The organism is Pseudomonas sp. S09G 359 (genome assembly GCF_002843605.1).
In the GTDB taxonomy this organism is placed as follows: domain Bacteria; phylum Pseudomonadota; class Gammaproteobacteria; order Pseudomonadales; family Pseudomonadaceae; genus Aquipseudomonas.
The window spans coordinates 5,803,078-5,829,374 of the sequence record NZ_CP025263.1 but is presented as its reverse complement, the minus strand read 5'-3'; the positions used below and the strand labels follow the sequence as shown (position 1 = coordinate 5,829,374).

19 protein-coding genes and 2 tRNA genes are annotated in these 26,297 nt (G+C 59.5%); 11 read left to right on the top strand and 10 right to left on the bottom strand.

Annotated elements, in window-relative coordinates; all coding sequences use genetic code 11:
• Positions 1–3 precede the first annotated feature (3 nt).
• From secG to CXQ82_RS26735, 11 genes are all read left to right on the top strand, one after another.
• Positions 4–387 (top strand): preprotein translocase subunit SecG, encoded by a 384-nt coding sequence (secG, locus tag CXQ82_RS26785; protein ID WP_010206600.1) that lies wholly within the window; start codon positions 4–6, stop codon positions 385–387.
• A gap of 22 nt (positions 388–409) precedes the next feature.
• Positions 410–495, top strand: a tRNA-Leu gene (locus tag CXQ82_RS26780).
• 96 nt (positions 496–591) lie between these two features.
• A tRNA-Met gene (locus CXQ82_RS26775) sits at positions 592–668 on the top strand.
• Positions 669–808: 140 nt separating this feature from the next.
• Positions 809–1,267 (top strand): ribosome maturation factor RimP, encoded by a 459-nt coding sequence (rimP, locus tag CXQ82_RS26770; RefSeq protein ID WP_003235029.1) that lies wholly within the window; start codon positions 809–811, stop codon positions 1,265–1,267.
• A gap of 47 nt (positions 1,268–1,314) precedes the next feature.
• Positions 1,315–2,796 carry a transcription termination factor NusA gene (nusA, locus tag CXQ82_RS26765; protein WP_003212187.1) on the top strand — a complete coding sequence of 494 codons (1,482 nt, stop codon included), beginning with the start codon at positions 1,315–1,317 and terminating at the stop codon, positions 2,794–2,796.
• Positions 2,797–2,823: 27 nt separating this feature from the next.
• Positions 2,824–5,349, top strand: coding sequence for a translation initiation factor IF-2 (gene infB, locus CXQ82_RS26760; RefSeq protein ID WP_101273031.1), 2,526 nt, complete (start codon positions 2,824–2,826; stop codon positions 5,347–5,349).
• A 159-nt stretch (positions 5,350–5,508) separates the two neighbouring features.
• Complete coding sequence (rbfA, locus tag CXQ82_RS26755; RefSeq protein WP_016973761.1) at positions 5,509–5,904, top strand: 30S ribosome-binding factor RbfA; 396 nt, start codon at positions 5,509–5,511, stop codon at positions 5,902–5,904.
• A gap of 3 nt (positions 5,905–5,907) precedes the next feature.
• A complete protein-coding gene (gene truB, locus CXQ82_RS26750; RefSeq protein WP_101273030.1) occupies positions 5,908–6,825 on the top strand; it encodes a tRNA pseudouridine(55) synthase TruB in 918 nt (305 codons plus the stop codon).
• 115 nt (positions 6,826–6,940) lie between these two features.
• On the top strand, positions 6,941–7,210 hold the full coding sequence (gene rpsO / locus CXQ82_RS26745) for a 30S ribosomal protein S15 (RefSeq protein WP_003176135.1): 270 nt from the start codon (positions 6,941–6,943) through the stop codon (positions 7,208–7,210).
• A 195-nt stretch (positions 7,211–7,405) separates the two neighbouring features.
• Positions 7,406–9,511, top strand: a complete 2,106-nt coding sequence (gene pnp / locus CXQ82_RS26740; RefSeq protein WP_101273029.1) for a polyribonucleotide nucleotidyltransferase — start codon at positions 7,406–7,408, stop codon at positions 9,509–9,511.
• 295 nt (positions 9,512–9,806) lie between these two features.
• Entirely contained in the window at positions 9,807–10,427 is a 621-nt protein-coding gene (locus CXQ82_RS26735) for a BON domain-containing protein (protein WP_101273028.1), read from the top strand.
• An 896-nt stretch (positions 10,428–11,323) separates the two neighbouring features.
• Here CXQ82_RS26735 and CXQ82_RS26730 read toward each other — a convergent pair.
• The 10 genes from CXQ82_RS26730 to CXQ82_RS26685 form a co-directional block, all read right to left on the bottom strand.
• Entirely contained in the window at positions 11,324–14,248 is a 2,925-nt protein-coding gene (locus CXQ82_RS26730) for a DUF748 domain-containing protein (RefSeq protein ID WP_101273027.1), read from the bottom strand.
• A gap of 88 nt (positions 14,249–14,336) precedes the next feature.
• Complete coding sequence (locus CXQ82_RS26725; RefSeq protein ID WP_101273026.1) at positions 14,337–15,353, bottom strand: class I SAM-dependent rRNA methyltransferase; 1,017 nt, start codon at positions 15,351–15,353, stop codon at positions 14,337–14,339.
• Positions 15,354–15,410: 57 nt separating this feature from the next.
• Positions 15,411–16,280, bottom strand: a complete 870-nt coding sequence (locus tag CXQ82_RS26720) for an oxygenase MpaB family protein (RefSeq protein WP_101273025.1) — start codon at positions 16,278–16,280, stop codon at positions 15,411–15,413.
• Positions 16,281–16,314: 34 nt separating this feature from the next.
• Complete coding sequence (gene acs / locus CXQ82_RS26715; RefSeq protein WP_101273024.1) at positions 16,315–18,252, bottom strand: acetate--CoA ligase; 1,938 nt, start codon at positions 18,250–18,252, stop codon at positions 16,315–16,317.
• Positions 18,253–18,357: 105 nt separating this feature from the next.
• Complete coding sequence (gene pgi / locus CXQ82_RS26710) at positions 18,358–20,022, bottom strand: glucose-6-phosphate isomerase (protein WP_101273023.1); 1,665 nt, start codon at positions 20,020–20,022, stop codon at positions 18,358–18,360.
• Between the two features lie 223 nt (positions 20,023–20,245).
• Positions 20,246–21,097, bottom strand: a complete 852-nt coding sequence (gene panC / locus CXQ82_RS26705; RefSeq protein WP_101273022.1) for a pantoate--beta-alanine ligase — start codon at positions 21,095–21,097, stop codon at positions 20,246–20,248.
• Positions 21,094–21,894, bottom strand: coding sequence for a 3-methyl-2-oxobutanoate hydroxymethyltransferase (gene panB, locus CXQ82_RS26700; protein WP_101273021.1), 801 nt, complete (start codon positions 21,892–21,894; stop codon positions 21,094–21,096). The genes panC and panB overlap by 4 nt, the downstream gene beginning before the upstream one ends.
• Positions 21,895–22,259: 365 nt before the next feature.
• Positions 22,260–22,745 carry a 2-amino-4-hydroxy-6-hydroxymethyldihydropteridine diphosphokinase gene (gene folK / locus CXQ82_RS26695; protein ID WP_101273020.1) on the bottom strand — a complete coding sequence of 162 codons (486 nt, stop codon included), beginning with the start codon at positions 22,743–22,745 and terminating at the stop codon, positions 22,260–22,262.
• Positions 22,746–22,747: 2 nt separating this feature from the next.
• Positions 22,748–24,142 (bottom strand): polynucleotide adenylyltransferase PcnB, encoded by a 1,395-nt coding sequence (locus CXQ82_RS26690; RefSeq protein ID WP_101273019.1) that lies wholly within the window; start codon positions 24,140–24,142, stop codon positions 22,748–22,750.
• A 723-nt stretch (positions 24,143–24,865) separates the two neighbouring features.
• On the bottom strand, positions 24,866–26,296 hold the full coding sequence (locus tag CXQ82_RS26685) for a sigma-54 dependent transcriptional regulator (protein WP_101273018.1): 1,431 nt from the start codon (positions 26,294–26,296) through the stop codon (positions 24,866–24,868).
• Position 26,297: the final 1 nt, after the last annotated feature.

Below are 26,297 nucleotides of genomic sequence, written 5' to 3'. Positions count from 1 at the left end.
AAAATGCTGGAAACAGTCGTAGTCGTTTTTCATCTGTTGGCTGCCCTGGGCGTAGTTGCCCTGGTTTTGTTGCAACAGGGTAAAGGTGCGGATGCTGGTGCGTCTTTCGGTGCAGGTGCTTCAAATACTGTGTTCGGAAGCCAAGGTTCCTCTACCTTTCTTAGTAAGTTTACTGCTATACTTGCCGCCGGTTTCTTCATAACCAGCTTGGGGTTAGGTTACTTTGCTAAAGAGAAAGCTCATGTGCTGACTCAAGTAGGTCTCCCAAACCCAGCAGTGTTGGAAGTACCAAAAGCAAAACCGGCTTCTGATGATGTCCCGGTGCTTCAAGAGCAAAAGTCGGCTACTCCAGCGACTGACGTACCTCCAGCTCAAGAGCAGAAGTAAGAAGGGTTGTAAACGCTGTATTGCCGAGGTGGTGGAATTGGTAGACACGCAACCTTGAGGTGGTTGTGCCCATAGGGTGTAGGGGTTCGAGTCCCCTTCTCGGTACCAATTATCAGGAGAGCCCGCTGTTGCGGGCTTTCTTGTAGGTGGAAGGTTACATTGACCCTGTAAGGGATCGGTCGTATACTTCCGCCCCAGCTTTGTCGCGGGGTGGAGCAGTCTGGTAGCTCGTCGGGCTCATAACCCGAAGGTCGTCGGTTCAAATCCGGCCCCCGCAACCAGTTTTAGCGGAGCCCCTTTTAAGGGGCTTTTTGTTAGCTGGACACTTTCAACGCCGCTGTTCGACGGCGTTTCAAGGATGGGCGTTTCGCCCATTTTTTTATTTTGCACAGCATGCACATACATGCACGAGGGGGTTCAGGTGTCGAGCAAGCTAGAAGAGTTGCAGGCCTTGCTGGCCCCGGTGGTCGTGGCCCTAGGCTATGAATGCTGGGGTATTGAGTTTTCGGCTCAAGGTCGCCACTCAATGTTGCGCGTTTATATCGATAAAGAGGGCGGTGTGCTGGTGGACGACTGCGCCATTGTCAGCCGTCAGATCAGCGGTGTCCTGGATGTTGAAGATCCAATCTCCGTTGAATACACCCTCGAAGTTTCCTCGCCAGGCATGGAACGCCCACTGTTCACTATTGATCAGTTTGCAAAATTTGCCGGTGAACAAGTGAAGATCAAGCTGCGATCCCCGTTCGAAGGGCGACGCAACTTTCAGGGCCTTCTGCGCGGTGTAGAAGAACAGGATGTCGTGGTGCAGGTAGAAGACCATGAGTTCCTGTTGCCGATCGATATGATCGACAAGGCCAACATTATTCCCAGTTTTGACTGAGACGCGGATCCCGCGGATCCAATGGCTTGCGAAAGGCGAGGCGTACGATGAGCAAAGAAGTACTGCTGGTTGTTGAGTCGGTATCCAATGAAAAGGGCGTACCGGCAAACGTGATTTTTGAAGCGCTGGAGCTGGCCCTGGCCACTGCTACCAAAAAGCGTTTTGAAGACGAAGTTGATCTGCGTGTGGAAATCAACCGCCACACCGGTGCCTATGAGACTTTCCGTCGCTGGACGGTCGTCGAAGAAGCCGATCTTGATGATCCGGCCATCGAAACCTGGCCAAGCAAGGTTGCTGAAACGCATCCAGGCGCCCAGGTCGGTGATGTCGTCGAAGAAAAGATCGAGTCGATCGAGTTCGGCCGTATCGCTGCACAGACCGCCAAACAGGTGATCGTGCAGAAGGTTCGCGAAGCCGAGCGCGCTCAAGTCGTTGACGCTTATCGCGAGCGCCTGGGTGAAATCATCTCCGGCACCGTGAAAAAAGTTACCCGCGACAACGTGATCGTCGACCTGGGCAACAACGCCGAAGCGTTGCTGGCCCGTGAAGACATCATCTCTCGCGAAACCTTCCGTGTCGGCGTGCGTCTGCGTGCGCTGCTCAAGGAAATCCGCACCGAGAACCGCGGCCCTCAGTTGATCCTGTCGCGTACCGCGCCGGAAATGCTGATTGAGCTGTTCCGTATCGAAGTGCCGGAAATTGCCGAAGGCCTGATCGAAGTCATGGCTGCGTCCCGCGACCCGGGTTCGCGCGCCAAGATCGCGGTCCGTTCCAAGGACAAACGCATCGACCCGCAAGGCGCTTGCATCGGTATGCGCGGTTCGCGCGTCCAGGCAGTGTCGGGCGAGTTGGGCGGTGAGCGTGTGGACATCGTCCTGTGGGACGATAACCCGGCGCAGTTCGTGATCAACGCCATGTCGCCAGCTGAAGTGGCGGCAATTATCGTTGACGAAGATGCCCATGCAATGGACATCGCCGTTGGCGCAGACAATCTGGCTCAGGCCATTGGTCGTGGTGGTCAGAACGTGCGTCTGGCCAGCCAACTGACCGGTTGGACCCTGAACGTGATGACCGAATCGGACATCCAGGCTAAGCAGCAAGCTGAAACCGGTGACATCCTGCGCAACTTTATCGACGAGCTGGAAGTCGACGAAGACCTGGCGCAGGTGCTGGTAGATGAAGGCTTCACCAGCCTGGAAGAGATTGCCTACGTACCGTTGGAAGAAATGCTCAACATCGACGGCTTTGACGAAGACACCGTCAACGAGCTTCGCGCTCGGGCCAAGGATCGTTTGTTGACTAAAGCCATCGCTACTGAGGAAAAGCTGGCAGACGCCCATCCGGCCGAAGACCTGCTCTCGCTTGAGGGTATGGACAAGGATTTGGCGATGGAACTGGCGGTGCGCGGCGTAATTACCCGCGAAGACCTGGCCGAGCAGTCTATTGACGATCTGCTCGACATCGACGGCATTGACGATGATCGTGCCGGCAAGTTGATCATGGCCGCCCGAGCCCATTGGTTCGAGTAACTAGGCGCGGCCTGAGGAGAGAAGTGCATGACGCAAGTCACGGTGAAACAACTGGCCGATGAGGTCAAAACACCGGTAGAGCGCCTGTTGCAGCAGATGCGTGAGGCAGGTCTGCCGCACACCGCCGCCGATGAAGGTGTGAGCGATAGTGAGAAGCAGTCTTTGCTGACTCACTTGAAGAGCAGCCACAAGGCGAAAGTGGAAGAACCGCGCAAGATTACATTGCAGCGCAAAACCACCAGCACCCTGCGTGTTGCTGGTAGCAAGAGCATCAGCGTTGAAGTACGTAAGAAGAAAGTCTTCGTACAGCGCAGCCCGGAAGAAATCGAAGCCGAGCGCAAACGCGAACTGGAAGAACGTCGCGCAGTAGAAAATGCTGCTCGTCAGAAGGCTGAAGAAGAAGCCAAGCGTCGCGCCGAAGAAGAAGCGCGTCGCCAGCCTGCTGCTGCGCAACCTGCTTCCACTGAAGCGGTCGCCGCGCCTAGCGCGCCAGTTGAAGCTGTGCGTGAGGCCGCTCCGGTTGCCGCTGCACCTGCTCCAGCCGCTGACGCCCGCAAGCGCGACGAACCTCGTCGTCCAGACAAGCCACGTGCTGACGATAACAATCGTCGCGGTGGTGGCGGTGATGGCGAGCGCAAAAACGCTCCGCATCGCGCCTCGGTCAAAGAGAAAGCGCCTGCTCCACGTGTTGCCCCACGTACTACCGACGAAGAAAGCGATGGCTTCCGTCGTGGTGGTCGCGGCAAGGCCAAGCTGAAAAAACGCAACGCCCACGGTTTCCAGAGCCCAACCGGCCCTGTCGTGCGTGAAGTGAAGATCGGCGAGACCATCACTGTGGGCGATCTGGCCCAACAGATGTCGGTCAAGGCAGCTGAAATCATCAAGTTCATGTTCAAGCTGGGCACTCCAGCCACCATCAACCAGGTACTGGATCAGGAAACTGCCCAACTGGTTGCTGAGGAGCTGGGCCACAAAGTGACCCTGGTCAGCGACACCGCCCTGGAAGATTCCCTGGCCGAGTCCCTGAAGTTTGAAGGTGAGGCTGTTTCCCGTGCACCGGTTGTGACCGTAATGGGCCACGTTGACCACGGTAAAACATCCCTGCTCGACTACATCCGTCGTGCCAAGGTTGCTGCAGGCGAAGCCGGCGGTATCACCCAGCACATCGGCGCGTACCACGTTGAAACCGACCGTGGCATGGTGACGTTCCTCGACACCCCGGGTCACGCTGCGTTTACCGCAATGCGTGCCCGTGGTGCCAAGGCGACCGACATCGTGATCCTGGTGGTTGCAGCGGACGACGGCGTGATGCCACAAACCATCGAAGCCGTTCAGCATGCTAAAGCTGCTGGCGTACCGCTGGTTGTAGCCGTGAACAAAATCGACAAGCCGGGCGCCGATCTCGATCGCATCCGTAGCGAACTGTCGGTTCACGGCGTGACCTCTGAAGAGTGGGGTGGTGACACTCCATTCGTACCGGTCTCGGCGAAGATGGGTACCGGCGTTGACGAACTGCTCGAAGCCGTTCTGTTGCAAGCCGAAGTTCTGGAATTGACCGCTACTCCATCGGCTCCTGGCCGTGGCGTTGTGGTTGAATCGCGCCTCGACAAGGGCCGTGGCCCGGTCGCGACCGTTCTGGTTCAAGACGGTACCTTGCGCCAAGGCGACATGGTGCTGGTCGGTTCGAACTACGGCCGTGTACGTGCCATGCTCGACGAGAACGGCAAGCCAATCAAGGAAGCCGGTCCAGCCATCCCAGTCGAGATTCTCGGCCTGGACGGTACCCCGGACGCTGGCGACGAGATGAGCGTGGTTGCCGACGAGAAGAAAGCCCGTGAAGTGGCTCTGTTCCGTCAAGGCAAGTTCCGCGAAGTCAAGCTGGCCCGTGCTCACGCCGGCAAGCTGGAAAACATCTTCGAGAACATGGGCCAGGAAGAGAAGAAGACGCTTAACATCGTCCTCAAATCTGACGTTCGTGGTTCCCTCGAAGCGTTGAACGGCGCTTTGAACGGCCTGGGTAACGACGAAGTGCAAGTGCGCGTTGTCGGTGGCGGTGTCGGTGGTATCACCGAGTCCGACGCCAACCTGGCACTGGCTTCCAACGCTGTACTGTTCGGTTTCAACGTGCGTGCCGATGCTGGCGCTCGCAAGATCGTCGAGCAGGAAGGCCTGGACATGCGTTACTACAACGTCATCTACGACATCATCGAAGACGTCAAGAAAGCCCTTACCGGCATGCTTGGCAGCGACGTGCGGGAGAACATCCTGGGTGTTGCCGAGGTGCGTGACGTGTTCCGCTCGCCGAAATTCGGCGCGATCGCCGGTTGCATGGTTATCGAAGGTACCGTGTACCGTAACCGTCCAATCCGTGTACTGCGCGAAGACATCGTTATCTTCGAAGGCGAGCTGGAATCCCTGCGCCGCTTCAAGGATGACGCTTCCGAAGTACGTGCCGGCATGGAATGCGGTATCGGCGTCAAGAGCTACAACGACGTCAAGGCTGGCGACAAGATCGAAGTCTACGAGAAGGTTCAGGTTGCTCGCAGCCTCTAACTCGCGCACTTCCGGAGCCACGCAGCGTGTGGGCATGCAAATGCCCCGCGCAGCGTACGGACTCTAAACGCAACGCCCGGTCTGGCTTTTGTCAGGCCGGGCGTTTGCCGCTTTCAGACCCCACGGGTTTCACCGTGTGGCAGTAACAGGTAACAAGACATGGCAAAAGAATACAGCCGTACCCAGCGTATCGGCGATCAGATGCAGCGTGAGCTGGCCCAACTGATCCGTCGCGAAGTCAAAGACCCGCGCGTTGGCCTGGTCACCATCACCGCCGTTGAAGTGAGCCGTGACGTGGGTCACGCCAAGATCTTCATCACCGTGATGGGGCAGGACAGCAGCGAAGAAATCGCGCAAAGCATCAAGGTGCTCAACTCTGCCGCGGGTTTCCTGCGCATGCAGTTGGCCCGTGAAATGAAGCTGCGCAGCGTGCCCCAGTTGCACTTCCACTACGACGAAAGCGTCGTGCGTGGTGCGCACCTGTCGGCACTGATCGAGCGCGCCGTGGCTGAAGACAGCCAGCACCCGTCCACACCTGAAGACGCCAAGGAGTAAGCGGTGGCTCAGGTCAAACGTATCCGTCGCAACGTCAGCGGCATCATTCTGCTCGACAAACCCATTGGCTTTACCTCCAATGCCGCGTTGCAGAAGGTCCGCTGGCTGCTCAACGCCGAGAAGGCCGGGCACACCGGCAGCCTCGACCCGCTGGCCACCGGCGTGCTGCCGTTGTGCTTTGGCGAGGCGACCAAGTTCTCGCAATACCTGCTCGATTCCGACAAGGGTTACGAAACCCTGATGCAACTGGGCAAGACCACCACCACGGCCGACGCCGAAGGTGATGTTCTGCAGGTTCGCGACGTGACCGTTGGTCGCTCTGATATCGAGGCCGCTTTACCCGCTTTTCGTGGGCAAATCAGTCAGATACCGCCAATGTACTCGGCGCTCAAGCGTGATGGTCAGCCGCTTTACAAGCTGGCGCGTGCGGGTGAAGTAGTGGAGCGCGAACCGCGTTCTGTTACTATTGCGCGCTTGGAATTGCTCGCCCATGAAGGCGACACTGCCCGCCTGGCCGTGGACTGCAGCAAAGGCACCTATATCCGTACCCTCGTGGAAGATATCGGTGAACAGCTGGGTTGCGGTGCGTACGTTGCAGAACTGCGACGCACCCAGGCCGGCCCTTTCAGCCTGGCCCAGACGGTTACGCTGGAAGAGTTGGAAGCGGTACACGCCGAAGGCGGTAATGAAGCGGTTGATCGCTTCCTGATGCCATCGGACAGCGGTTTGCTCGATTGGCCGTTGCTGCACTTCTCGGAGCACAGCGCGTTCTACTGGCTCAACGGCCAGCCGGTACGTGCCCCGGATGCCCCGAAGTTCGGCATGGTGCGAGTACAGGATCATAACGGTCGCTTTATCGGTATCGGTGAAGTGAGCGAAGACGGGCGCATCGCGCCGCGTCGACTGATTCGGTCAGAATGACCGAACGAGTGTGGCTGTTAACAGGCACGGTCAACACTCATTTTTAGATACAGGGATTTGTCCCTGGCCTGTTGAAACTGCCCTTTGGGTGGTTTCCTGAAAAAAGGATTGCCTCATGGCTCTCGACGTTCAAGAAAAAGCACAAATCGTTGCTGACTATCAGCAAGCTGTTGGTGACACTGGTTCGCCAGAAGTGCAAGTTGCACTGCTGACCCACAACATCAACAAGCTGCAAGGTCACTTCAAGGCCAACGGTAAAGATCACCACTCCCGTCGTGGTCTGATCCGCATGGTAAACCAGCGCCGTAAGCTGCTGGACTACCTGAAAGGCAAGGATCTGGGTCGTTATCAGGCTCTGATCGGTCGCCTGGGTCTGCGTCGCTAATAAGCGATTGCGCTAGAGGTTGGTTGTCTGCCGTGTGTCAGTGGGATTCCCGCTGGCCCATGGTAGGCTCCCAGCCTCAAGTTTTATCTGGACACACGTTTTACCCCTGGACAAGGGTTGGGCCGATTCCCGACATTGCCCAAGAATTTCGCAAGAAGACAAGTTCCCCAAGAGCCACAAAGAAGGTAGGACACCGTGAACCCGGTTATCAAAAAATTCCAGTTCGGTCAGTCGACCGTTACCCTCGAGACAGGCCGTATAGCCCGTCAAGCCTCCGGCGCAGTGCTGGTTACCGTTGACGACGACGTTACCGTATTGGTGACCGTTGTTGGCGCCAAGACCGCTGACCCAAGCAAAGGCTTCTTCCCTCTTTCCGTTCACTACCAGGAAAAGACTTACGCTGCCGGTAAGATCCCTGGCGGTTTCTTCAAGCGCGAAGGCCGTCCTTCCGAGAAAGAAACCCTGACTTCCCGACTGATCGACCGTCCGATCCGTCCGCTGTTCCCAGAAGGCTTCATGAACGAAGTGCAGGTTGTCTGCACCGTCGTTTCCACCAGCAAGAAGACCGATCCGGACGTCGCTGCGATGATCGGTACCTCGGCTGCCCTGGCCATCTCCGGTATTCCTTTCGATGGTCCGATCGGCGCAGCTCGCGTGGCTTTCCACGAAAGCACCGGCTACCTGCTGAACCCGACTTACGAGCAACTGAAAGCATCGAGCCTGGACATGGTCGTTGCCGGTACCTCGGAAGCCGTACTGATGGTTGAATCGGAAGCCAAAGAGCTGACCGAAGACCAGATGCTGGGCGCGGTGCTGTTTGCTCACGACGAGTTCCAGGTTGTGATCAACGCCGTTAAAGAACTGGCCGCCGAAGCTGCCAAGCCAACTTGGGCTTGGGCACCACAGGCTGAAGCCACTGAATTGCTGGGCGCGATCCGCTCCGAGTTCGGTACTGCCATCTCCGACGCCTACACCATCACCGTTAAGGCCGATCGTTACGCTCGCCTGGGCGAGCTGAAGGACCAGGTTGTAGCCAAGCTGTCCGGTGAAGAAGGCCAGCCTTCTTCCAGCGAAGTCAAAGCTGCATTCGGCGAAATCGAATACCGCACCGTTCGCGAAAACATCGTTAACGGCAAGCCACGTATCGACGGTCGCGACACCCGCACCGTACGCCCGCTGAACATCGAAGTGGGTGTTCTGCCGAAGACCCACGGTTCGGCCCTGTTCACCCGTGGTGAAACTCAGGCTCTGGTAGTCGCGACTCTGGGTACTGCCCGTGACGCACAGCTGCTGGACACTCTGGAAGGCGAGAAAAAAGACCCGTTCATGCTGCACTACAACTTCCCTCCGTTCTCGGTGGGCGAGTGTGGTCGCATGGGTGGCGCAGGTCGTCGCGAAATCGGCCACGGCCGTCTGGCCCGTCGTTCGGTTCAGGCCATGCTGCCAGCTGCTGACGTGTTCCCGTACACCATCCGTGTTGTGTCGGAAATCACCGAGTCCAACGGTTCCAGCTCCATGGCTTCCGTTTGCGGTGCTTCCCTGGCGCTGATGGACGCTGGTGTGCCGATGAAGGCGCCGGTTGCCGGTATCGCCATGGGCCTGGTTAAAGAAGGCGAGAAGTTCGCCATCCTGACCGACATCCTGGGTGACGAAGACCACCTCGGCGACATGGACTTCAAAGTAGCTGGTACCGCTAAAGGTGTTACCGCGCTGCAGATGGACATCAAGATCAAGGGCATCACCGAAGAGATCATGGAAATCGCTCTGGGCCAAGCCCTGGAAGCGCGCCTGAACATCCTCGGTCAGATGAACCAGATCATTGGTCAGTCCCGCACCGAACTGTCGGAAAATGCTCCGACCATGATCGCGATGAAAATCGACACCGACAAAATCCGTGATGTTATCGGTAAAGGCGGCGCGACCATCCGTGCGATCTGTGAAGAAACCAAGGCTTCGATCGATATCGAAGACGACGGTTCGATCAAGATCTTCGGCGAAACCAAGGAAGCCGCTGAAGCGGCACGCCAGCGCGTCCTGGGTATCACCGCTGAAGCCGAGATCGGCAAGATCTACGTCGGTAAGGTTGAGCGCATCGTCGACTTCGGCGCATTCGTCAACATCCTGCCGGGCAAAGACGGTCTGGTTCACATCTCCATGCTGAGCGACGCTCGCGTTGAGAAAGTGACCGACATTCTGAAAGAAGGCCAGGAAGTGGAAGTGCTGGTACTGGACGTGGACAACCGCGGCCGCATCAAGCTGTCCATCAAGGACGTAGCAGCAGCCAAGGCTTCGGGCGTTTAATTACCCCAGGCTTCACGCTGAAAAAAAGGACCCTTCGGGGTCCTTTTTTTATGGGGGCGGGAAAATGAAGGGAAATCAGCCATTTACCCCAGGGCAAAAGCCGCAACTTGCATGCAGGCACGATGGGGTTCATGCAAGTTGCACGATTCCGAGAATTTGATGAATTCTTAAGTTATTGTTTTATAAGGATTTAATCCGATTCGTGGACTTGGCACACTGCCTGCAATATCCCTGTTAACGCTGCAGCATCAAGGTTTAAACACTGCAGACTTTTAATAAAACAGGAGTTACTCGTATGAAGAAGTTCGCTCTCGCTACTGCTACCGCTCTGACCCTGGCCATGGGTGCTAACGTGGCCTTTGCACAGACTTCCCAAGCGCCAATGACCCTGGCTGCTGGTGAAGTGACCAAGGCTAAAGAATCCACTTCTGACACCTGGATCACCACCAAAGTCAAAGCCGACCTGCTGACTGAAAAAGGCATCCCAGGTGGCGATATCAAGGTTGAGACCAACAAAGGTGTGGTTTCCCTGTCTTCGACAGTCGCTATCTCTGACGCGCAGAAAGCCACTGCCGTAGCGATCACCAAGAAAATCAAAGGTGTAACCGCAGTTTCTGCTGACGGCCTGCTGGCTGGCGGCGCAACTAAAGCCGACAACGTCGACAAAACCAAAAGCGCAGCTGCTGGCGCTAAAGAAACTACTTCCGATACCTGGATCACCACCAAGGTGAAAGCTGACCTGGTAACCGAGAAAGGTATTCCTGGTACCGACATCAAAGTCGAAACCAACAAAGGCGTAGTTTCCCTGTCGTCGACCACCGCTGTGACCGAAGCTCAGAAAACTACCGCGGTGAACATCACCAAGAAAATCAAAGGCGTTAAAGCTGTATCGGCCGATGGCCTGAAAGCAGAGTAACGCTCACACATCGACTGAACTATACGTCGGCGGCGGCGAGTGAGTTAGAAATCCACTCAATGCACCTCACGAGTTCATGCGACCGACCACACGGATGTGGTCATTACAGGCCCTGGCACTTGTGTCAGGGCCTGTTCTATTGTGGGCTTGGACAAAATCGGCAGGCCAACATAGATCCAAAGGTGGGAGGGTGCTTGCCCCCGATAGCAGTCGTTCAGTCAACGTCACATCGACTGATACACCGCCATCGGGGGCAAGCCCCCTCCCACATTTGGATTTGTGTTGGTTATGGATTACTCGGCATCCAGGTGCATTGGGGTAACAACACGCCCATCTTTCTCCGCCTGCCCCAGGTTGGCATCGATGAAGTAAACCCGGTCGTCGTCCAACTGCCCTTTGTCCACCAGATAGTCCTTGATGGTACTGGCGCGGTCCTGGCCCAGCTGACACTTGTGTCTGGGCCTGTTCTATTGTGGGCTTGGACTAAAATCGCCGGGCCAACATAGATCCAAAGGTGGGAGGGGGCAAGCCCCCTCCCACATTTGGATTTGTGTTGGTTATGGATTACTCGGCATCCAGGTGCATTGGTGTAACAACACGCCCATCTTTCTCCGCCTGCCCCAGGTTGGCATTGATGAAGTAAACCCGGTCGTCTTCCAACTGCCCTTTGTCCACCAGATAGTCCTTGATGGTACCGGCGCGGTCCTGGCCCAGCTGACACTTGTGTCTGGGCCTGTTCTATTGTGGGCTTGGACTAAAATCGCCGGGCCAACATAGATCCAAATGTGGGAGGGGGCTTGCCCCCGATAGCAGTCGTTCAGTCAACGTCACATCGACTGATACACCGCCATCGGGGGCAAGCCCCCTCCCACATTTGGATTTGTGTTGGTTATGGATTACTCGGCATCCAGGTGCATTGGTGTAACAACACGCCCATCTTTCTCCGCCTGCCCCAGATTGGCATCGATGAAGTAAACCCGGTCGTCTTCCAACTGCCCTTTGTCCACCAGATAGTCCTTGATGGTACTGGCGCGGTCCTGGCCCAACTGGCGCAACAGCACGTCACTGGTACTCCAGAACTTGATGACGCCGTCGCGCAGTTTCGCCGAGCGGTCATCGTCGCTGAGGTTTTTCCATTCGGCCGGAGGTTGCTGTTTCAGGCGGGTACGGTAGATACCTTCCAGCAGCGGGGCCTTTTCCTTCTCTGGCACCACCAGCAACGAGGCCTGGGCCGGCACTTTGTCGCCACGGCGCTGGAGGATCTTGTAGTAGTTGTACTGGTATTCACGTTCCAGGCGTTCTGCTGCCAGGAACGGCCCGTCGCTGCTGGCCGCTGCCGTGCCTTCGATTTCCAGGCGCAGGGTAGGGCGTTCCTTGAGTGCATTGGCCAGGGTGTTCAGGGCGCTCTCGGAATCTTTGCTCAATTCGCTCGAGCCCGCTGCGAACGACACATTACCCAAGTCTTCCGAACCACCGCCGGTCACCAGCCCGCCGATAAACTTGAACGGCGCCGTCGCCGCGCGCACCACCAGGTTACGCAGGGTCTGCCACACAATCGGCATCACACTGAATTGCGGGTTGTTCAGATCCCCGGTGACCGGAAGTTCGATGGAGATCTTGCCGTCGGTGTCCTTGAGCAACGCAATCGCCAGGCGAATCGGCAGGTCCACGGCATCGGCGCTGTCGACCTTCTCACCCAGTTGCAGCTGCTCGACCACCACTTTGTTTTCGGCCTTCAACTGGCCCTTGGTGATCACGTAGTGCAGGTCGAGGTTGAGCCGGCCCTTACGGATACGGAAACCGGCGAACTTGCCCGAGTACGGCGTCAGTGTGGTCAGCTCGACACGTTTGAAGCTGGTCGCGATGTCCAGCGCGGCCATCGGGTCAAACGGGTTCACGCTGCCTTTGATGGTGACGGGCGCATAGCGGTCGACCTTGCCTTTGATGTCCACGGTGGCCGGCTTGGCCTGGCGGCTGTCAATGGTGCCGATCTGCCCGTTGAGCTGTTGGATGGCCGTGGCGAAGTTGGGCGTGAGGCTGAAGTCGGCAAAGTTGGCCGAACCGTCGTTGATCGCAATCTGGCCGATATGAATGCCCAGGGGTTTGTCTTTGCTGGCCGGTTTTGCCGCCGACTTGGCGCCACTGTCGGGCGGCTGCGGAATCAGCAAGTCGTCGACGTTGGTGGTGCGGTCGTCGTTGATCATGAAGCGCGCATACGGCTGCAGCAGGTTGACCTTGTCAATGGACAGGCTGTCACCGTGCTGGTAATTCACGCCTTCCAGCACCAGGCGCTGCCACTTGAGAAAGTCGCGGGTCTTGAGGGTGTCGAGGGTGTGCAACTGGTCCACTTGGGCCCGGCCTGTCACCTGAAGCTTCAGAGGGTCAGTGCTTTTCAGGTTCACATCGAGGTTACTGCCGAGCATGCCGCTGCGCAGTTCCAGGCGAATGAACGGGCTGATATACGCCTGGGCCACCCGCAGGTCGATGTCCTGGGTGTTCACTTTGAGCTTGGCGCTGACCGGGTTGAGGTTGACCTCGCCCGTTGCCTGGATCTTGCCTTGCTTGCCCAGGCCGCTGTCGACCTTGAGGGTGAATGGGCTTTGGTTGAGGCTGTCGAAATTCTGCATGTCCACATTCAGTGGGCCCAGCTCCAGCGCTACCGCCGGCTTGACCGCGCGGTCGGCCAGGTGCACCTGATAGTTGCGCAGTTGCACATCCTTGAGCAGCACTTGCCAAGGCTTGCTTGGTGCAGCGGGCGCAGGTTTTGGCGAGTCGGCAGTGGCGGGGGCCGGCTCCGGCGCCTTGGACGGCTTGCTCGGTTGGCTGGCGAACAGTTTCTGCCAGTCGAGCTGGCCGTCGGCTTCACGCGCGGCCCAGGTTTCCAGTTTGTTGCTGCGGATCTTGCCGACCACCACCTGCTGCTTGGCCAGGTCGACGCTGGTTTCACTGACGTCCAGGCGTTCCAGGCGTACCAGTGGGCGGCCATCCGGTGCCTTGATGGCGAATGGCGCGATGCTGGCGGACGTGTTGGTCAGGTTCAGTTCGGTCTCTTTGGCCAGGCTGAATTTATACTCGGTGCTGAAGTTAAGCACGCCGTCCTCAAGCACCAGCGGCAGCGCATCACGCACATATGGCCACCAGGCTTTCATCTTGCCGCCGGTGACTTTCAGCGTACCTTCGGAGGTGATCGGCACCAGGCTGACGTTGCCTTTCCAGTCGATCTGGCCACCTTCGGGGCCAGCGGCCACCAAGGTCATGTCGGCGTTGTCATCCGGCAAGGTGCTGAGGTTTTTCAGCTCGAAGTCGAGTTTGTCGTAGAGGAATTCGATCGGTTCGCTGGGACGCAGGTCCTGGAAATGCACATAGCCGCTGGCCAGCTTGATGCTGTCGATACGCAGCGGGAAGGGCTTGGCATTTGGGTCTGCGGGGGTGGGCTCACTCGGCGGCAGCTTGAACAGCTGCGCCAGGTTCAACTGGCCTGACTTGTCGAACAACAGCTCGGTCTTGGGCTGGTCCAGTTGCACATCCGCCAAATGCAGGGCACGGGTCCAGAGGCTGTCGATCTGCAAGTTGGCGTAGAGGCGCTCGAAGCCCACTTGCTCCTTGCCAGGCTCACCGATTTTCAGGCCCCAGACGGTCAGCTCCAGGCTGAACGGGTTGAGTTCAATGCGCTCGATGCGGGCCGGCAGCGTGGCGTAATTAGCCAATTGTCCGTTGGCGATGCGAAGGGCAATGCCCGGCAGAATCAAAAAGCCCAGCAAGCTGTACAGGGCCAGGGCAGTCAACAAGGCGCCAGTGGCGCGGATCAATCCTTTGGGCATGGGGCGGCGCCATCTATGTCAAACAAGAGTGCCTTGGAGTATGGCACGGGTTTTCGGTTCCGAAGAGCTGGGGCCTTTGGGAAGAGTCCTACAATTGGAGTATCAGGGTTTTCAGCGGTGGCTGCTGATCGCGGGAAGGGAAGTCCTCGCCCGGCGTCATGATTTTCCAGTCGCGCACCGGGCGCCCGGCTTTTTCCGCGCAGCGCAGGACCTGTTCACGCCAGTCATCCATGCTCACCTTTGCCAGGTTATTGCAGCAAATCAGCACGCCGTTGTCGGCGGTGGTCAGCAACGCCGGCTTGAGCAGGCTCTGGTAGTCGCGCAGCAGGTCGACGGTGCCGAACGCGCTCTTGGCCCAGGCCGGCGGGTCGAGCAACACCAGGTCATATTGACGCTGCTCCAGGCGCGGATAACTCGGCAGTTTCTGGCCGCGACGCTGGGTGATCGGCAGGCCCGCCAGTTGGCGAATCGCCGGGAAATAATCCGATTGCACAAAGCCCATGGTCGGCAATTGCGGGTTCAACAGGCCGTTCTCGCGGCCGACCGCCAGGTTGCCTTCGGCAAAGTCCAGGTTGCACACCTCACGCGCGCCCCCTGCCGCAGCGCTCAAGCCCACGCCGCAGGTGTAGGCGAACAGGTTCAGCACGCTTTTACCGGCACTGTGCTGTTTTACCCAGCCGCGGGTGTTGCGCAGGTCGAGGAACAGCAGCGGGTCCTGCCCGGCATGCCGCCCGCGCACGCGGTAATTGAGACCCCACTCGTGGCCCACCAGGTCTTCCAGCGCGGCGGGTTCGGCGCGGTACACCGTGTCTTCACGGTCGATGCGTGAGTTGCCACGGGAGCGGTCGTTGTACACGAGCAGCAGCTCCAGGCCCAGGTACTGGTTGATCTGCAGATGCAGCTCCAGCAGGTCGGCGGTTTCCAGGCTCTGGTGGAAGCTTTGCACCAGCAGTTGCGGGCCGTAGCGGTCGATGGTCAGGCCGCCGGCGCCTTCCTGGCTGCCATGGAACAGCCGATAGCAATCGGTGCCCTGGGCATGCAGCTCGTTGATCAGGTCTTGGCGTTGATCGAGGGCGGCGCGCAGCGCCTGATTCAGGGAAGACATGGAGCGCGCCTTGCTGGGTGAAAGAGGGCGCGAAGTTTAACAGCTATGGGCCGTCGCCTACATCAACCCCATCCGCCGGTGTGCACGCTGCACCGAACCATTGCGCATTGCCCAGCGTAGCAGCGGCGCGCTGCGCTTGACCCCGGCGCGGATCATCTGGCGTTGCAGTGGGCTCTGGTGCTGGCCGAGCAGGCTGCTGGCCCAGTCCGGCAGCAGGTCGATCCCGGCCTGCATCATCAAGGCCCCGAAGGGCTTGGCCAGATAGCTGGGGGCAGGCGCGTCAAGCAGCAGGCGCAGCACTTCGCGGCTGCGCTCGTCGCACAGCAGTTGCGGGCGGATAGCTACCAGATAATCCGAAATTTCCTGCCGGGAGCGCGGCACATTGCGCGCGCCCAGCCGTTCCGCCACAGAGGCGATTTCGCTGTAGTAACGATCCTGGTCCTGCCCGGAAAGATGCGGGTTGCGATAGCGCAGGTGCGCCGCGAGAAAGTTGCTCACTTCCGCCACATGTACCCAGGTCAGCAAATCCGGATCACTGGCCGCATACGGCCGCCCATCCGGCGCATGGCCGACCACTTGCAGGTGAATGGTGCGCACTTTTTCGATCAGCCATTCGGCATCCTTGCGCGAGCCGAAGGTGGTGCCGGATATGAATTGCGAGGTACGCCGCAGGCGCCCGAGCATGTCCTGGCGAAAATTCGAATGGTCCCACACGCCGGCCAGAGCCATCGGGTGCAGGGCCTGCAACATCAAGGCGCTGATGCCGCCGATCAACATGCTGCTGAAGTCGCCATGCACCTGCCAACTGATCGAATCCGGCCCGAACAGGCCTGGGTCGCCCTTGGGGTTTTCCAGGTCCAGTTGACCCAGTGACAGGCCGGTCAGGCTCATCAACTGGGTTTCGATACGGCTGCGGATAAATTCCATGGCGACTTAAGGGTTTCCTGGCGGTTTAGAGTGGCTAGCGGTTCAAGCGTTTGTCGATCAGGCCGTCGACCACACTCGGGTCGGCCAGGGTCGAGGTATCCCCCAGGCTGTCCAGTTCGTTGCAGGCGATCTTGCGCAGGATGCGCCGCATGATCTTGCCCGACCGGGTTTTCGGCAAGGCTGGCGCCCATTGGATCAGTTCCGGCTTGGCAAAGCTGCCGATTTCCTTGCTGACCAGTTCCAGCAGGTGTTTTTTCAACGCATCGCTGGGTTCCACGCCATTCATGGGCGTGACAAAGGCATAGATGCCCTGGCCCTTGACGTCGTGGGGGTAGCCGACCACGGCGGCTTCGGCGACCTGGTCATGCAGCACCAGGGCGCTTTCCACCTCGGCGGTGCCGATACGGTGGCCGGACACGTTGATCACGTCATCGATGCGCCCGGTAATCCAGTAGTCGCCGTCCTCATCGCGGCGCGCGCCATCGCCGGTGAAATAGTAGCCGGGGTAGGGTTTGAAATAGGTGTCGAGCATGCGCTGCGGGTCGCCATACACACTGCGGATCTGCCCCGGCCAGCTGGCCTTGATCGCCAGCACGCCGCTGCCGGCGCCGCTGAATTCCTTACCGTGTTCATCCAGCAGCACCGGTTGTACGCCAAACATCGGCTGGGTCGCGCAACCGGGCTTGATGCGCTGGGCGCTGACCAGCGGGCTGAGCATGATGCCGCCGGTTTCGGTCTGCCACCAGGTATCGACGATCGGGCAACGCTGCTCGCCGACCGCGTTGAAGTACCAGTCCCAGGCTTCCGGGTTGATCGGCTCGCCGACGCTGCCGAGCAGGCGCAAGCTGGCGCGCGAAGTGCTCTGCAGTGGGCCGTGGCCCTCGCGCATCAAGGCGCGCAACGCGGTGGGCGCGGTATAGAAGATGTTCACCTGATGTTTATCGATCACCTGCCAGAAGCGCGAACTGTCCGGGTAGCTCGGCACGCCCTCGAACATCAACGAGGTGGCGCCGTTGGCCAGCGGGCCGTACACGATGTAACTGTGGCCGGTGACCCAGCCCACATCGGCGGTGCACCAGAACACTTCGCCGTCGCGGTAGTCGAGCACGTACTTGAAGGTCATCGCGGCTTGCAGCAGGTAGCCGCCGGTGGTGTGCAGCACGCCTTTGGGTTTGCCGGTGCTGCCCGAGGTATAGAGGATAAACAGTGGGTCTTCGGCATCCATCGGCTCGGGCGGGCAGTCGCTGCTGGCGGCGTCCAGGGCGTGTTGATACTTGAGGTCGCGGCCTTCGCTCCAGTTAACGGCAGCACCGGTGCGTTCCACCACCAGCACTGTGCTGACATTCGGGCAACTGGCCAGGGCCTTGTCGACATTCTGTTTCAGCGCTACCGGCTTGCCGCCGCGCACGCCTTCATCGGCGGTGATCACGGTGCGGCAGTCGGCATCGAGGATACGGTCGCGCAGGGCGTCCGGCGAGAACCCCCCAAATACCACCGAGTGCACCGCGCCGATGCGCGTGCAGGCCAGCATGGCGTAGGCCGCTTCCGGGATCATTGGCATGTAGATGCACACCCGGTCGCCTTTCTTCACACCACGGCTTTTCAGCACATTGGCCAGGCGGCTGACGTTTTCGTGCAATTGGCGGTAGGTAATGGTGGAAGACTTTGCAGGATCGTCGCCTTCCCAGATAAAGGCCGGCTGGTCGGCGCGTTGCGCCAGGTGACGGTCGATGCAGTTGTAGCTGACATTCAACTGGCCGCCGGCAAACCATTGGGCGGCGCCGGTGTGAATATCCGAGCTGTGCACGGTGTGCCAGGGTTTGAACCAGTCGAGAAAGCCTTTGGCCTGTTCGGCCCAGAAGGTGTCGGGACTCTCGATGGATTGGCGATAGAGGCGCTGGTAGTCGGCTTGACTGAGCTGCGCAGCCCGGCGGACGGCATCGGCGCGGGGGAATGTGCTGATATCGAACATGAGCGGTCCTTATTCTTGTTTTCGGGACAAGTCATAAAGATGCACGCTGTGGGAGGAGGGTTCAAGGCCAACGTCCAAACGGACGTTGGCCTTGCGATACCTGGATCAGCCGCGGTGACGACCGCGGAAGTAGTTGATCAGGCCCTGGGTCGAAGCATCTTCGGCCAAGGTTTCTTCGGCGCCGGTGAGGCGGTTGTACACGCCCTTGCCCAGCTCTTTACCCAGTTCCACGCCCCATTGGTCGAAGGCGTTGATGCCCCAGATCACGCTCTGCACAAACACTTTGTGTTCATACATGGCCACCAGTGCGCCCAAGCGACGCGGGCTGATGCGTTCGACCACGATGGTGTTGCTCGGACGGTTGCCCGGGATCACCTTGTGCGGTGCCAGCTTCTGCACTTCGTCTTCCGGGATGCCCTTGTCGCGCAGTTCGGCTTCGGCTTCGCTGCGGGTCTTGCCGAGCATCAGTGCCTGGCTCTGGGACAGGCAGTTGGCGTACAGCCACTGGTGGTGGTCGGACACCGGGTTGAAGCTGACGATCGGCACAATAAAGTCGGCCGGGATCAGTTGGGTCCCCTGGTGCAGCAACTGGTGATACGCGTGCTGGCCGTTGCAGCCCACGCCGCCCCAGATCACTGGGCCGGTATCGGTGGCCACGGGCGTGCCGTCCTGGCGCACGCTCTTGCCGTTGGATTCCATGTCCAGCTGTTGCAAGTGTTTGGTGATGTTACGCAGGTAGTGGTCATACGGCAGGATCGCATGGCTCTGCGCACCCCAGAAGTTGCCGTACCACACGCCCAGCAGGCCCAGCAGCACCGGCATGTTCTGCTCGAACGGCGCGTTCTGGAAGTGCTGGTCCATGGTGTAGGCACCGGACAGCAACTCCTTGAAGTTGGACATGCCGATGGCCAGGGCGATTGGCAAGCCGATGGCCGACCACAGCGAGTAACGGCCGCCGACCCAGTCCCACATCGGGAAGATGTTTTCTTCGCGGATACCGAACGCCACTGCCGCCGCGTTGTTGCTCGACACGGCGATAAAGTGGCGGTACAGCTCGGCTTCCGAGCCACCCTGGGCCAGGTACCAGGCGCGGGCGGCCTGGGCGTTTTTCAGGGTTTCCAGGGTATTGAAGGATTTCGACGAGACGATAAACAGCGTGGTCTCGGCGCGCAGCTTCATGGTCAGCTCGTGGAACTCGCTGCCGTCGATATTCGCCAGGTAGTGGCAGCGCACGCCTTTGTGGGCGTAGGACAGCAGCGCTTCGGAAACCAGTTCCGGGCCGAGGAACGAGCCACCGATGCCGATGTTCACCACGTCGGTGATCGGCTTTTCGGTGTAGCCACGCCACAGGCCGTCATGGATACGGCCGACCAGATCAGTGATCTGGTTCAGCACTTTGTGCACGTCGGGCATGATGTTCACGCCGTTGACCGACAGCTTGTCGCCCACCGGGCGGCGCAGCGCGGTGTGCAGGGCAGGGCGGCCTTCGGACGAGTTGACCGGCTCGCCCGCGTACAGCGAGTTGATTGCGTCCTTGAGGCCGACTTCCTTGGCCAGGCCCACCAGCAGGTCGCGGGTTTCGCTGGTGATCAGGTTTTTCGAGTAATCGAGGAAAAGTCCGCAGCTGCTCAAGGTGAATTGGGAGAAACGCTGAGGATCGGCATTGAACGCTTCGCGCATGCTGAAATCCTGCATGGCTTGGCGATGTTGATTGAGCGCTTGCCAGGCGGGCAGAGCGGTAACGTCATGAGGAGTGCGGTAGTACGCCATCGCTGCGGGTTTCCTTTTATTACGGGGACTGCCTTTAGGACACTTCAAAGCCCGGAACGTCCAGTCTTTCATCAAGGGCTGGGTGCCGGACAGCGCTAACCATAGCGCAGGGCGATTACATTAAACCTAGCGTGTCGATATGTCTTGGCTTTGTCTGCGCTGTGGCCGGTACTTTTTTATACCGGCACAGCAGGCAGGGCAACAGGCGGGGTGTAAAGAGGGGTCAGGCGAGGTTCAAATGCAGGTTGTCGATCAGGCGCGTGGCCCCCAGGAAGGCGGCGACCAGGATCACCACATCGGTGTCCTCGGCGGTGGCCGGGCGCAGGTGCACGCCCTGGCGTACCTCCAGATAGTCCAGGCGCAAGCCGGCGGCTTCGATCTGGCGGACCTGTTCGGCGCGCAGCTTGGCGAAGTCGTGGTCACCGTCCTTGATGGCGGCGGCAATCTGGCTGAGGCTGCGATACAGCACCGGCGCAATCGCACGTTCCTGCGGAGAGAGGAAGCCGTTGCGCGACGATAGCGCCAGGCCATCCTCGGCGCGTACGGTGGGCTCGCCGATAATCTGGATCGGCATGTTCAGGTCTTGGACCATTGCGCGAATCACGGCCAGTTGCTGGTAGTCCTTCTGGCCAAACACGGCAATGTCCGGCTGGACCATGTTGAACAGCTTGCTGACCACCGTGGCCACACCTTCGAAGTGCCCTGGGCGGCTGGCGCCGCACAGGCCTTCAGACAACTGCGGGACGCTGACGCGGGTCTGGCCGGTCATGCCGCCGGGGTACATTTCCTCGACGGTGGGTGCGAACAGCAGGTTGCAGCCGGCTTGCAGGAGTTTCTCCTGGTCGGCGGCCAGGGTGCGCGGGTACTTGTCCAAGTCTTCGCCGGCACCGAACTGCAGCGGGTTGACGAAGATACTCGCCACCACGAAGTCAGCCTGTTGCACGGCCTTGGCCACCAGGGTGGTATGGCCGCTGTGCAGGTTGCCCATGGTGGGCACAAAGCCAATGCGCTTGCCGGCGCTGCGGGCGTGGGTAACGGCAGCGCGCAGTTCGCGTAGGGTTTTTACCGTGTTCATGCAGAAAATCCGTGTTCGGCGCCTGGGAAGGTGACGCCTTTGACTTCGGCGACGTAGGCACTCAATGCCGCGTGGATGCTGTCTTGGCCGGCCATGAAGTTCTTCACGAACTTGGGCACGCGGCCGGTGATCGACAGGCCGAGCATGTCGTGCAACACCAGCACCTGGCCATCGGTGGCCGAGCCGGCACCAATGCCGATCACTGGCACTTTGACTGCCTGGCTGATTTCCGCTGCCAGCTCGCTCGGGACACATTCGAGCAGGATCATCGCCACACCGGCCTGCTCCAGGGCGATGGCATCCGCGCGCATCTGGCGCGCCTGGGCTTCGTTGCGGCCCTGCACCTTGTAGCCGCCGAGGATGTTCACCGACTGTGGCGTCAGGCCCATGTGTGCGCACACCGGCACGCCGCGTTCAGCCAGCAGGCGAATCGACTCGGCAAGCCACACGGCGCCTTCGACCTTGACCATATGCGCACCGGCGCGCATCAGCTTGCCGGCGTTCACGAAGGTTTGTTCGACAGTGGCGTAATCCATGAACGGCAGGTCGGCGATGATAAACGCGCCGTCGTTACCGCGTTTGACGCAGGCGGTGTGGTACGCCAGTTCATCGGTGGTCACCGGCAGGGTGCTGTCATTCCCTTGAAGAACCATGCCCAGGGAGTCGCCTACCAATAACACTTCAACACCGGCCTGGCAGCAGGCGTGGGCGAAGGTGGCGTCATAGCAGGTCAGCATGGTGATTTTTTCACCTTTGAGCTTGAGGCTCTGCAAGGTGGTCAGGGTAATGTCTGGCATGAAAAGGGTCCTCGTTCAGGCGCTTGGAAACAGCGAGTAACGCGCGTGAGTCTTCGTTTATACAGGCGCACTGTCTTGAGAGCAGTGCTTATAAGGCCTGGATTGCGCCCTTCAGCGCCGGGTTGGCGGCAGCGGGACGCCTATAGTCGTGATGAGGACACGGGAAGTCAATTGGATGTGTTACCGCATTGTTACGATGGCGGTGTTACCGCTGTTACTGATGCGATTCAGCCGTATAGGCAGATTGTCGAGGCTGTGGTGGTCCAGTGTGGGAGCGGGCTTGCTCGCGCATACGGTGGGTCAGTCACTGGATATGTTTCTGACCCACCGTATTCGCGAGCAAGCCCGCTCCCACATTGACCGAGTCAGACTGCTGGAAGACGTTCCAGGCCAACAAACGGGCAGGCTGCCAGCAGCTCGCGCAGCGTTTGTCCGTCTGGCAGTTGCAGGTTGGCGGGTGCGAGCTCGGCCAGCGGGAAGAGCACAAAGGCCCGCAGGTGCATCTGGTAGTGGGGCACCTTGAGGCGCGGTTCGTCGATCAGGCGATCGCCAAACAGCAGGATGTCCAGGTCCAGGGTACGCGGCCCCCAGCGCTCAAGGCGTTCGCGGCCCTGGTCGTTTTCGATGGCTTGCAGGGCATCCAGCAGCTCAAGCGGCGCAAGGCTGCTGTCCAGGGCGGCAACCGCATTGGTGTAGCGCGGTTGGCCCGGGAGCAGCGAATCACTTTGATAGAAGGCCGATACACCGGCGAGGGTGGTGCCTGGCAATTGCGCCAGCGCCTCGAGGGCGCTGCGCAATTGCTGGTCCGGGGCAGCCAGGTTGCTGCCCATGCCGATGTAGATGCGTTCCACGTTTATTCGCCCGAGGCGTCGGCGGCACTGCGTTTGCGCTTGCTGCCGCTGCGGCGACGTTTCTTCGGCCCGGCGCCTTCGCCATCGCCTTTGCTGCCCAGCTCGCGAATCATCTCGCGGCGCTCGCTGTCATTGGCGTCCTGGTAGTCGGTCCACCATTCGCCGAGGCCATCGGTCTGCTCGCCGGCGCTTTCACGCAGCAGCAGGAAGTCGTAGCCGGCGCGGAAGCGCGGGTTGTCCAGCAACAGGTCGGCGCGTTTGCCGCTGCGGCGTGGCAGGCGCTCCTGCATGTCCCAGATCTCGCGGATCGGCATGGTGAAGCGTTTTGGGATAGCGATGCGCTGGCATTGCTCGGCGATCAGTTCGTGAGCAGCTTCCTGCATGGCCGGGATCGGCGGCATGCCACGGTCCTGCAGGCGCAGTACACGTTTCGGCAAGGCCGGCCACAGCAGGGCGGCAAACAGGAACGCCGGGGTCACCGGTTTGTTCTGCTTGATGCGCAGGTCGGTGTTGATCAACGCTTCGCTGATCAGCGTATGGGTGTACGTCGGGTTGTATTCCAGTGCCTCGGCGCTGGCCGGGAACAGCGGATCAAACAGCTGCAGGTCGACGAGCATTTCGAAGGTGTCGGCGGCGTAGCCCGAGAGGAACAGCTTGAGCACTTCTTCGAACAGGCGCGCCGAGGGAATCTCGCGCAGCATCGGCGCCAGCTCTCGGATCGGCGCGGCGGTGTGCTTTTCGATACCAAAGTTGAGCTTGGCGGCGAAACGCACGGCCCGCAGCATGCGCACCGGGTCTTCCTGGTAGCGCTGGGTCGGGTCGCCGATCAGGCGGATCAGGTTGTTGCGGATGTCGTGTACGCCATTGGCGTAATCGAGGATGCGCTCGCTGACCGGGTCGTAATACAGGGCATTGATGGTGAAGTCGCGGCGTTGCGCGTCTTCTTCCAGGGTGCCGTAGACGTTGTCACGCAGGATGCGTCCGCTCTCGTTGCGGGAAGACTGGTTGGTGTCTTCCTCTTCATCGTTTTGCGGGTGGCCGGCGCGGAAGGTCGCGACTTCGATGATTTCGCGGCCAAAGTGGATATGCACCAGCTTGAAGCGGCGGCCGATGATTCGCGCATTGCGAAACTCGGCGCGCACCTGCTCCGGCGTAGCACTGGTGGCGACGTCGAAATCCTTGGGCGTGATATTGAGCAACATGTCACGTACACAACCACCCACCAGATAAGCCTGGTAGCCGGCGTTCTGCAAACGTTCGACGATGTTCACCGCATAGCGGCTGAATTGAGCGCGCTGCAATGAATGCTGATTGCTGTTAAGCACTTCAGGCGTGCTGCGAATGTGTTGCGTACGACGCAAGGGGGAACGGAATGACTGGAACAACTTCTTCAGCATGGGATGCACTGTTTGAAGGAATGTTCGGCCATAACGAAGAATGACCGCATGATGGGCGGGGATTCTAGCATTTAGTCGGGGGATGGTGTAGGAACAAGCTGCAGGCCTTGCGCCATAAGCCTCAAATCTTCAAATCCCGGTGCAGAATGCTGGAAGCTTTCTACAAGAAACTACAAGGGGAGCCGAAGCTCCCCCAGAAGTAGTTGCGTGCTCTATTTTTATTATTGATTGCGGGCTTCTTGTTTTTGTTGATCGCCCTCGCCATGAAGATTCACCTTCATGACACTCCCAATCGGGAGCCAAGAGCAAACGGATTGCTTTGGTCGCTGTGTTGCTGATCTACGATCCAACCAGTTCAGGCTCTGCCTTAGGGCAGTTTTTGTTGTTCTCGGCCTGGTTGCGGGGCAAGCCCCAATGCAACGCCTCTCCAAAAGAATCAGTTAGCTGCGCCTCCGCCGTGTTGTTTTTATTATGCGTGAGTCGATTCGTCTTATTTTTATTGTCTTGTACAAAGCTTGTTATTGTTTTTGTACTAAGCATATAGCAGGGTGCGTGCCAACTTTTGCGCCGCCCAGCAAAACCGGGGGTTTGAGGTGGTTTTTGGGTTTTCGCAGGCGAAAAAAAGCCGGGGCTTCGTTACCGTAAGCCCCGGCTTTTGTTACGCGAAATATCCGCGGTAACAGTTTTTTCACATCTGAGGGTGTTACCTGTGGGGGCGCGCCCTCAACTCTCGCTGGCCACCCCGGTCTTGCGCCGTGGGATACCCAGGCGCTGGCGGCGTTCCCACAGGCACTTGCGGCTCACGCCCAGTTTGCGCGCCAGTTCGGTCTCGGTCATGTGGTCCTGGTGCTCAAGGACAAAGTGCTGGAAGTAGTCTTCCAGTGACAAATCCTCAGTCGGCTCATGGCTGGTATTGCTACCGCCACCCTGTTGCGGGGCCAGGCCGATGAAATCGTCGTCTTCAAGGTCGCTCAGCTCGATATCGATGCCCAGCAGCTCGGCGGAAATCTCCGGGCTCTCCGACAGGATCACTGCGCGCTCCACCGCATTTTCCAGCTCACGCACGTTACCCGGCCAGGAGTAATGCCGGATCGCCTGCTCAGCGTCGGGGGCAAACTTGAGGTCGGTACGGTTGATGCGTGCGCTTTGGCGCAGCAGGAACGCATTGGCGATCTCGTTGACGTCGGCGCCACGCTCACGCAGGGCCGGCAGCTTGAGGGCGATCACGTGCAGGCGGTAGTACAAGTCTTCACGGAACTGGCCGATCTTGGCCAGGCTTTTCAGGTCGCGGTGGGTGGCCGCGATCAGGCGTACATCGACCTTTTGCGATTGCACCGAGCCCACACGGCGAATTTCGCCTTCTTGCAGCACGCGCAGCAGGCGCGCCTGGGCTTCCAGGGGCAGTTCGCCGATTTCATCGAGGAACAGCGTGCCGCCGTCCGCCGCTTCAACCAGGCCCGCACGCCCGGCGCTGGCGCCGGTAAACGCGCCTTTTTCGTGGCCGAACAGCTCGGACTCGATCAGGGATTCGGGGATCGCCGCGCAGTTCACCGAGATCATCGGGGCCTTGGCGCGCTTGGACAGGTTGTGCAGGGCGCGGGCCACCAGTTCTTTACCGGTGCCGGACTCGCCCTGGACCAATACATTCGAGTCGGTCGGTGCGACTTTGCGGATCTTGCTGTACAGATCCTGCATCGGTGGGCAGGAGCCGATGATGCCGATCTCGCCGTTGCTGTTGTCCACGCCAGGCTTCTCGGCGGCTTTGCCGGCGGGGCGTTGCTCGGCAGGCGCGCTGCTGGCCGACTGACGGTCACGCAGGATGCGCGCCACGGCCTGGAGCATTTCGTCGTGGTCGAAAGGCTTGGCGATGTAGTCCACCGCGCCCATCTTCATGGAGTCAACCGCCGAGCGCAGGCTGGCGTAGCTGGTCATGATCAGCACCGGAGTGCCTTGGCCCAGCTTGATCAACTCGGTGCCAGGCGCGCCAGGCAAGCGCAGGTCACTGACAATCAGGTCGAACGTGGGAATGCTGAAACGCTCTTGGGCTTCCTGCACCGAGCCGGCTTCGCTGACCTGGTACTGATTTCGTTCAAGCAGGCGACGCAAGGCAGAGCGGATAATGGTTTCGTCTTCGACGATCAAAATGTGCGGCATT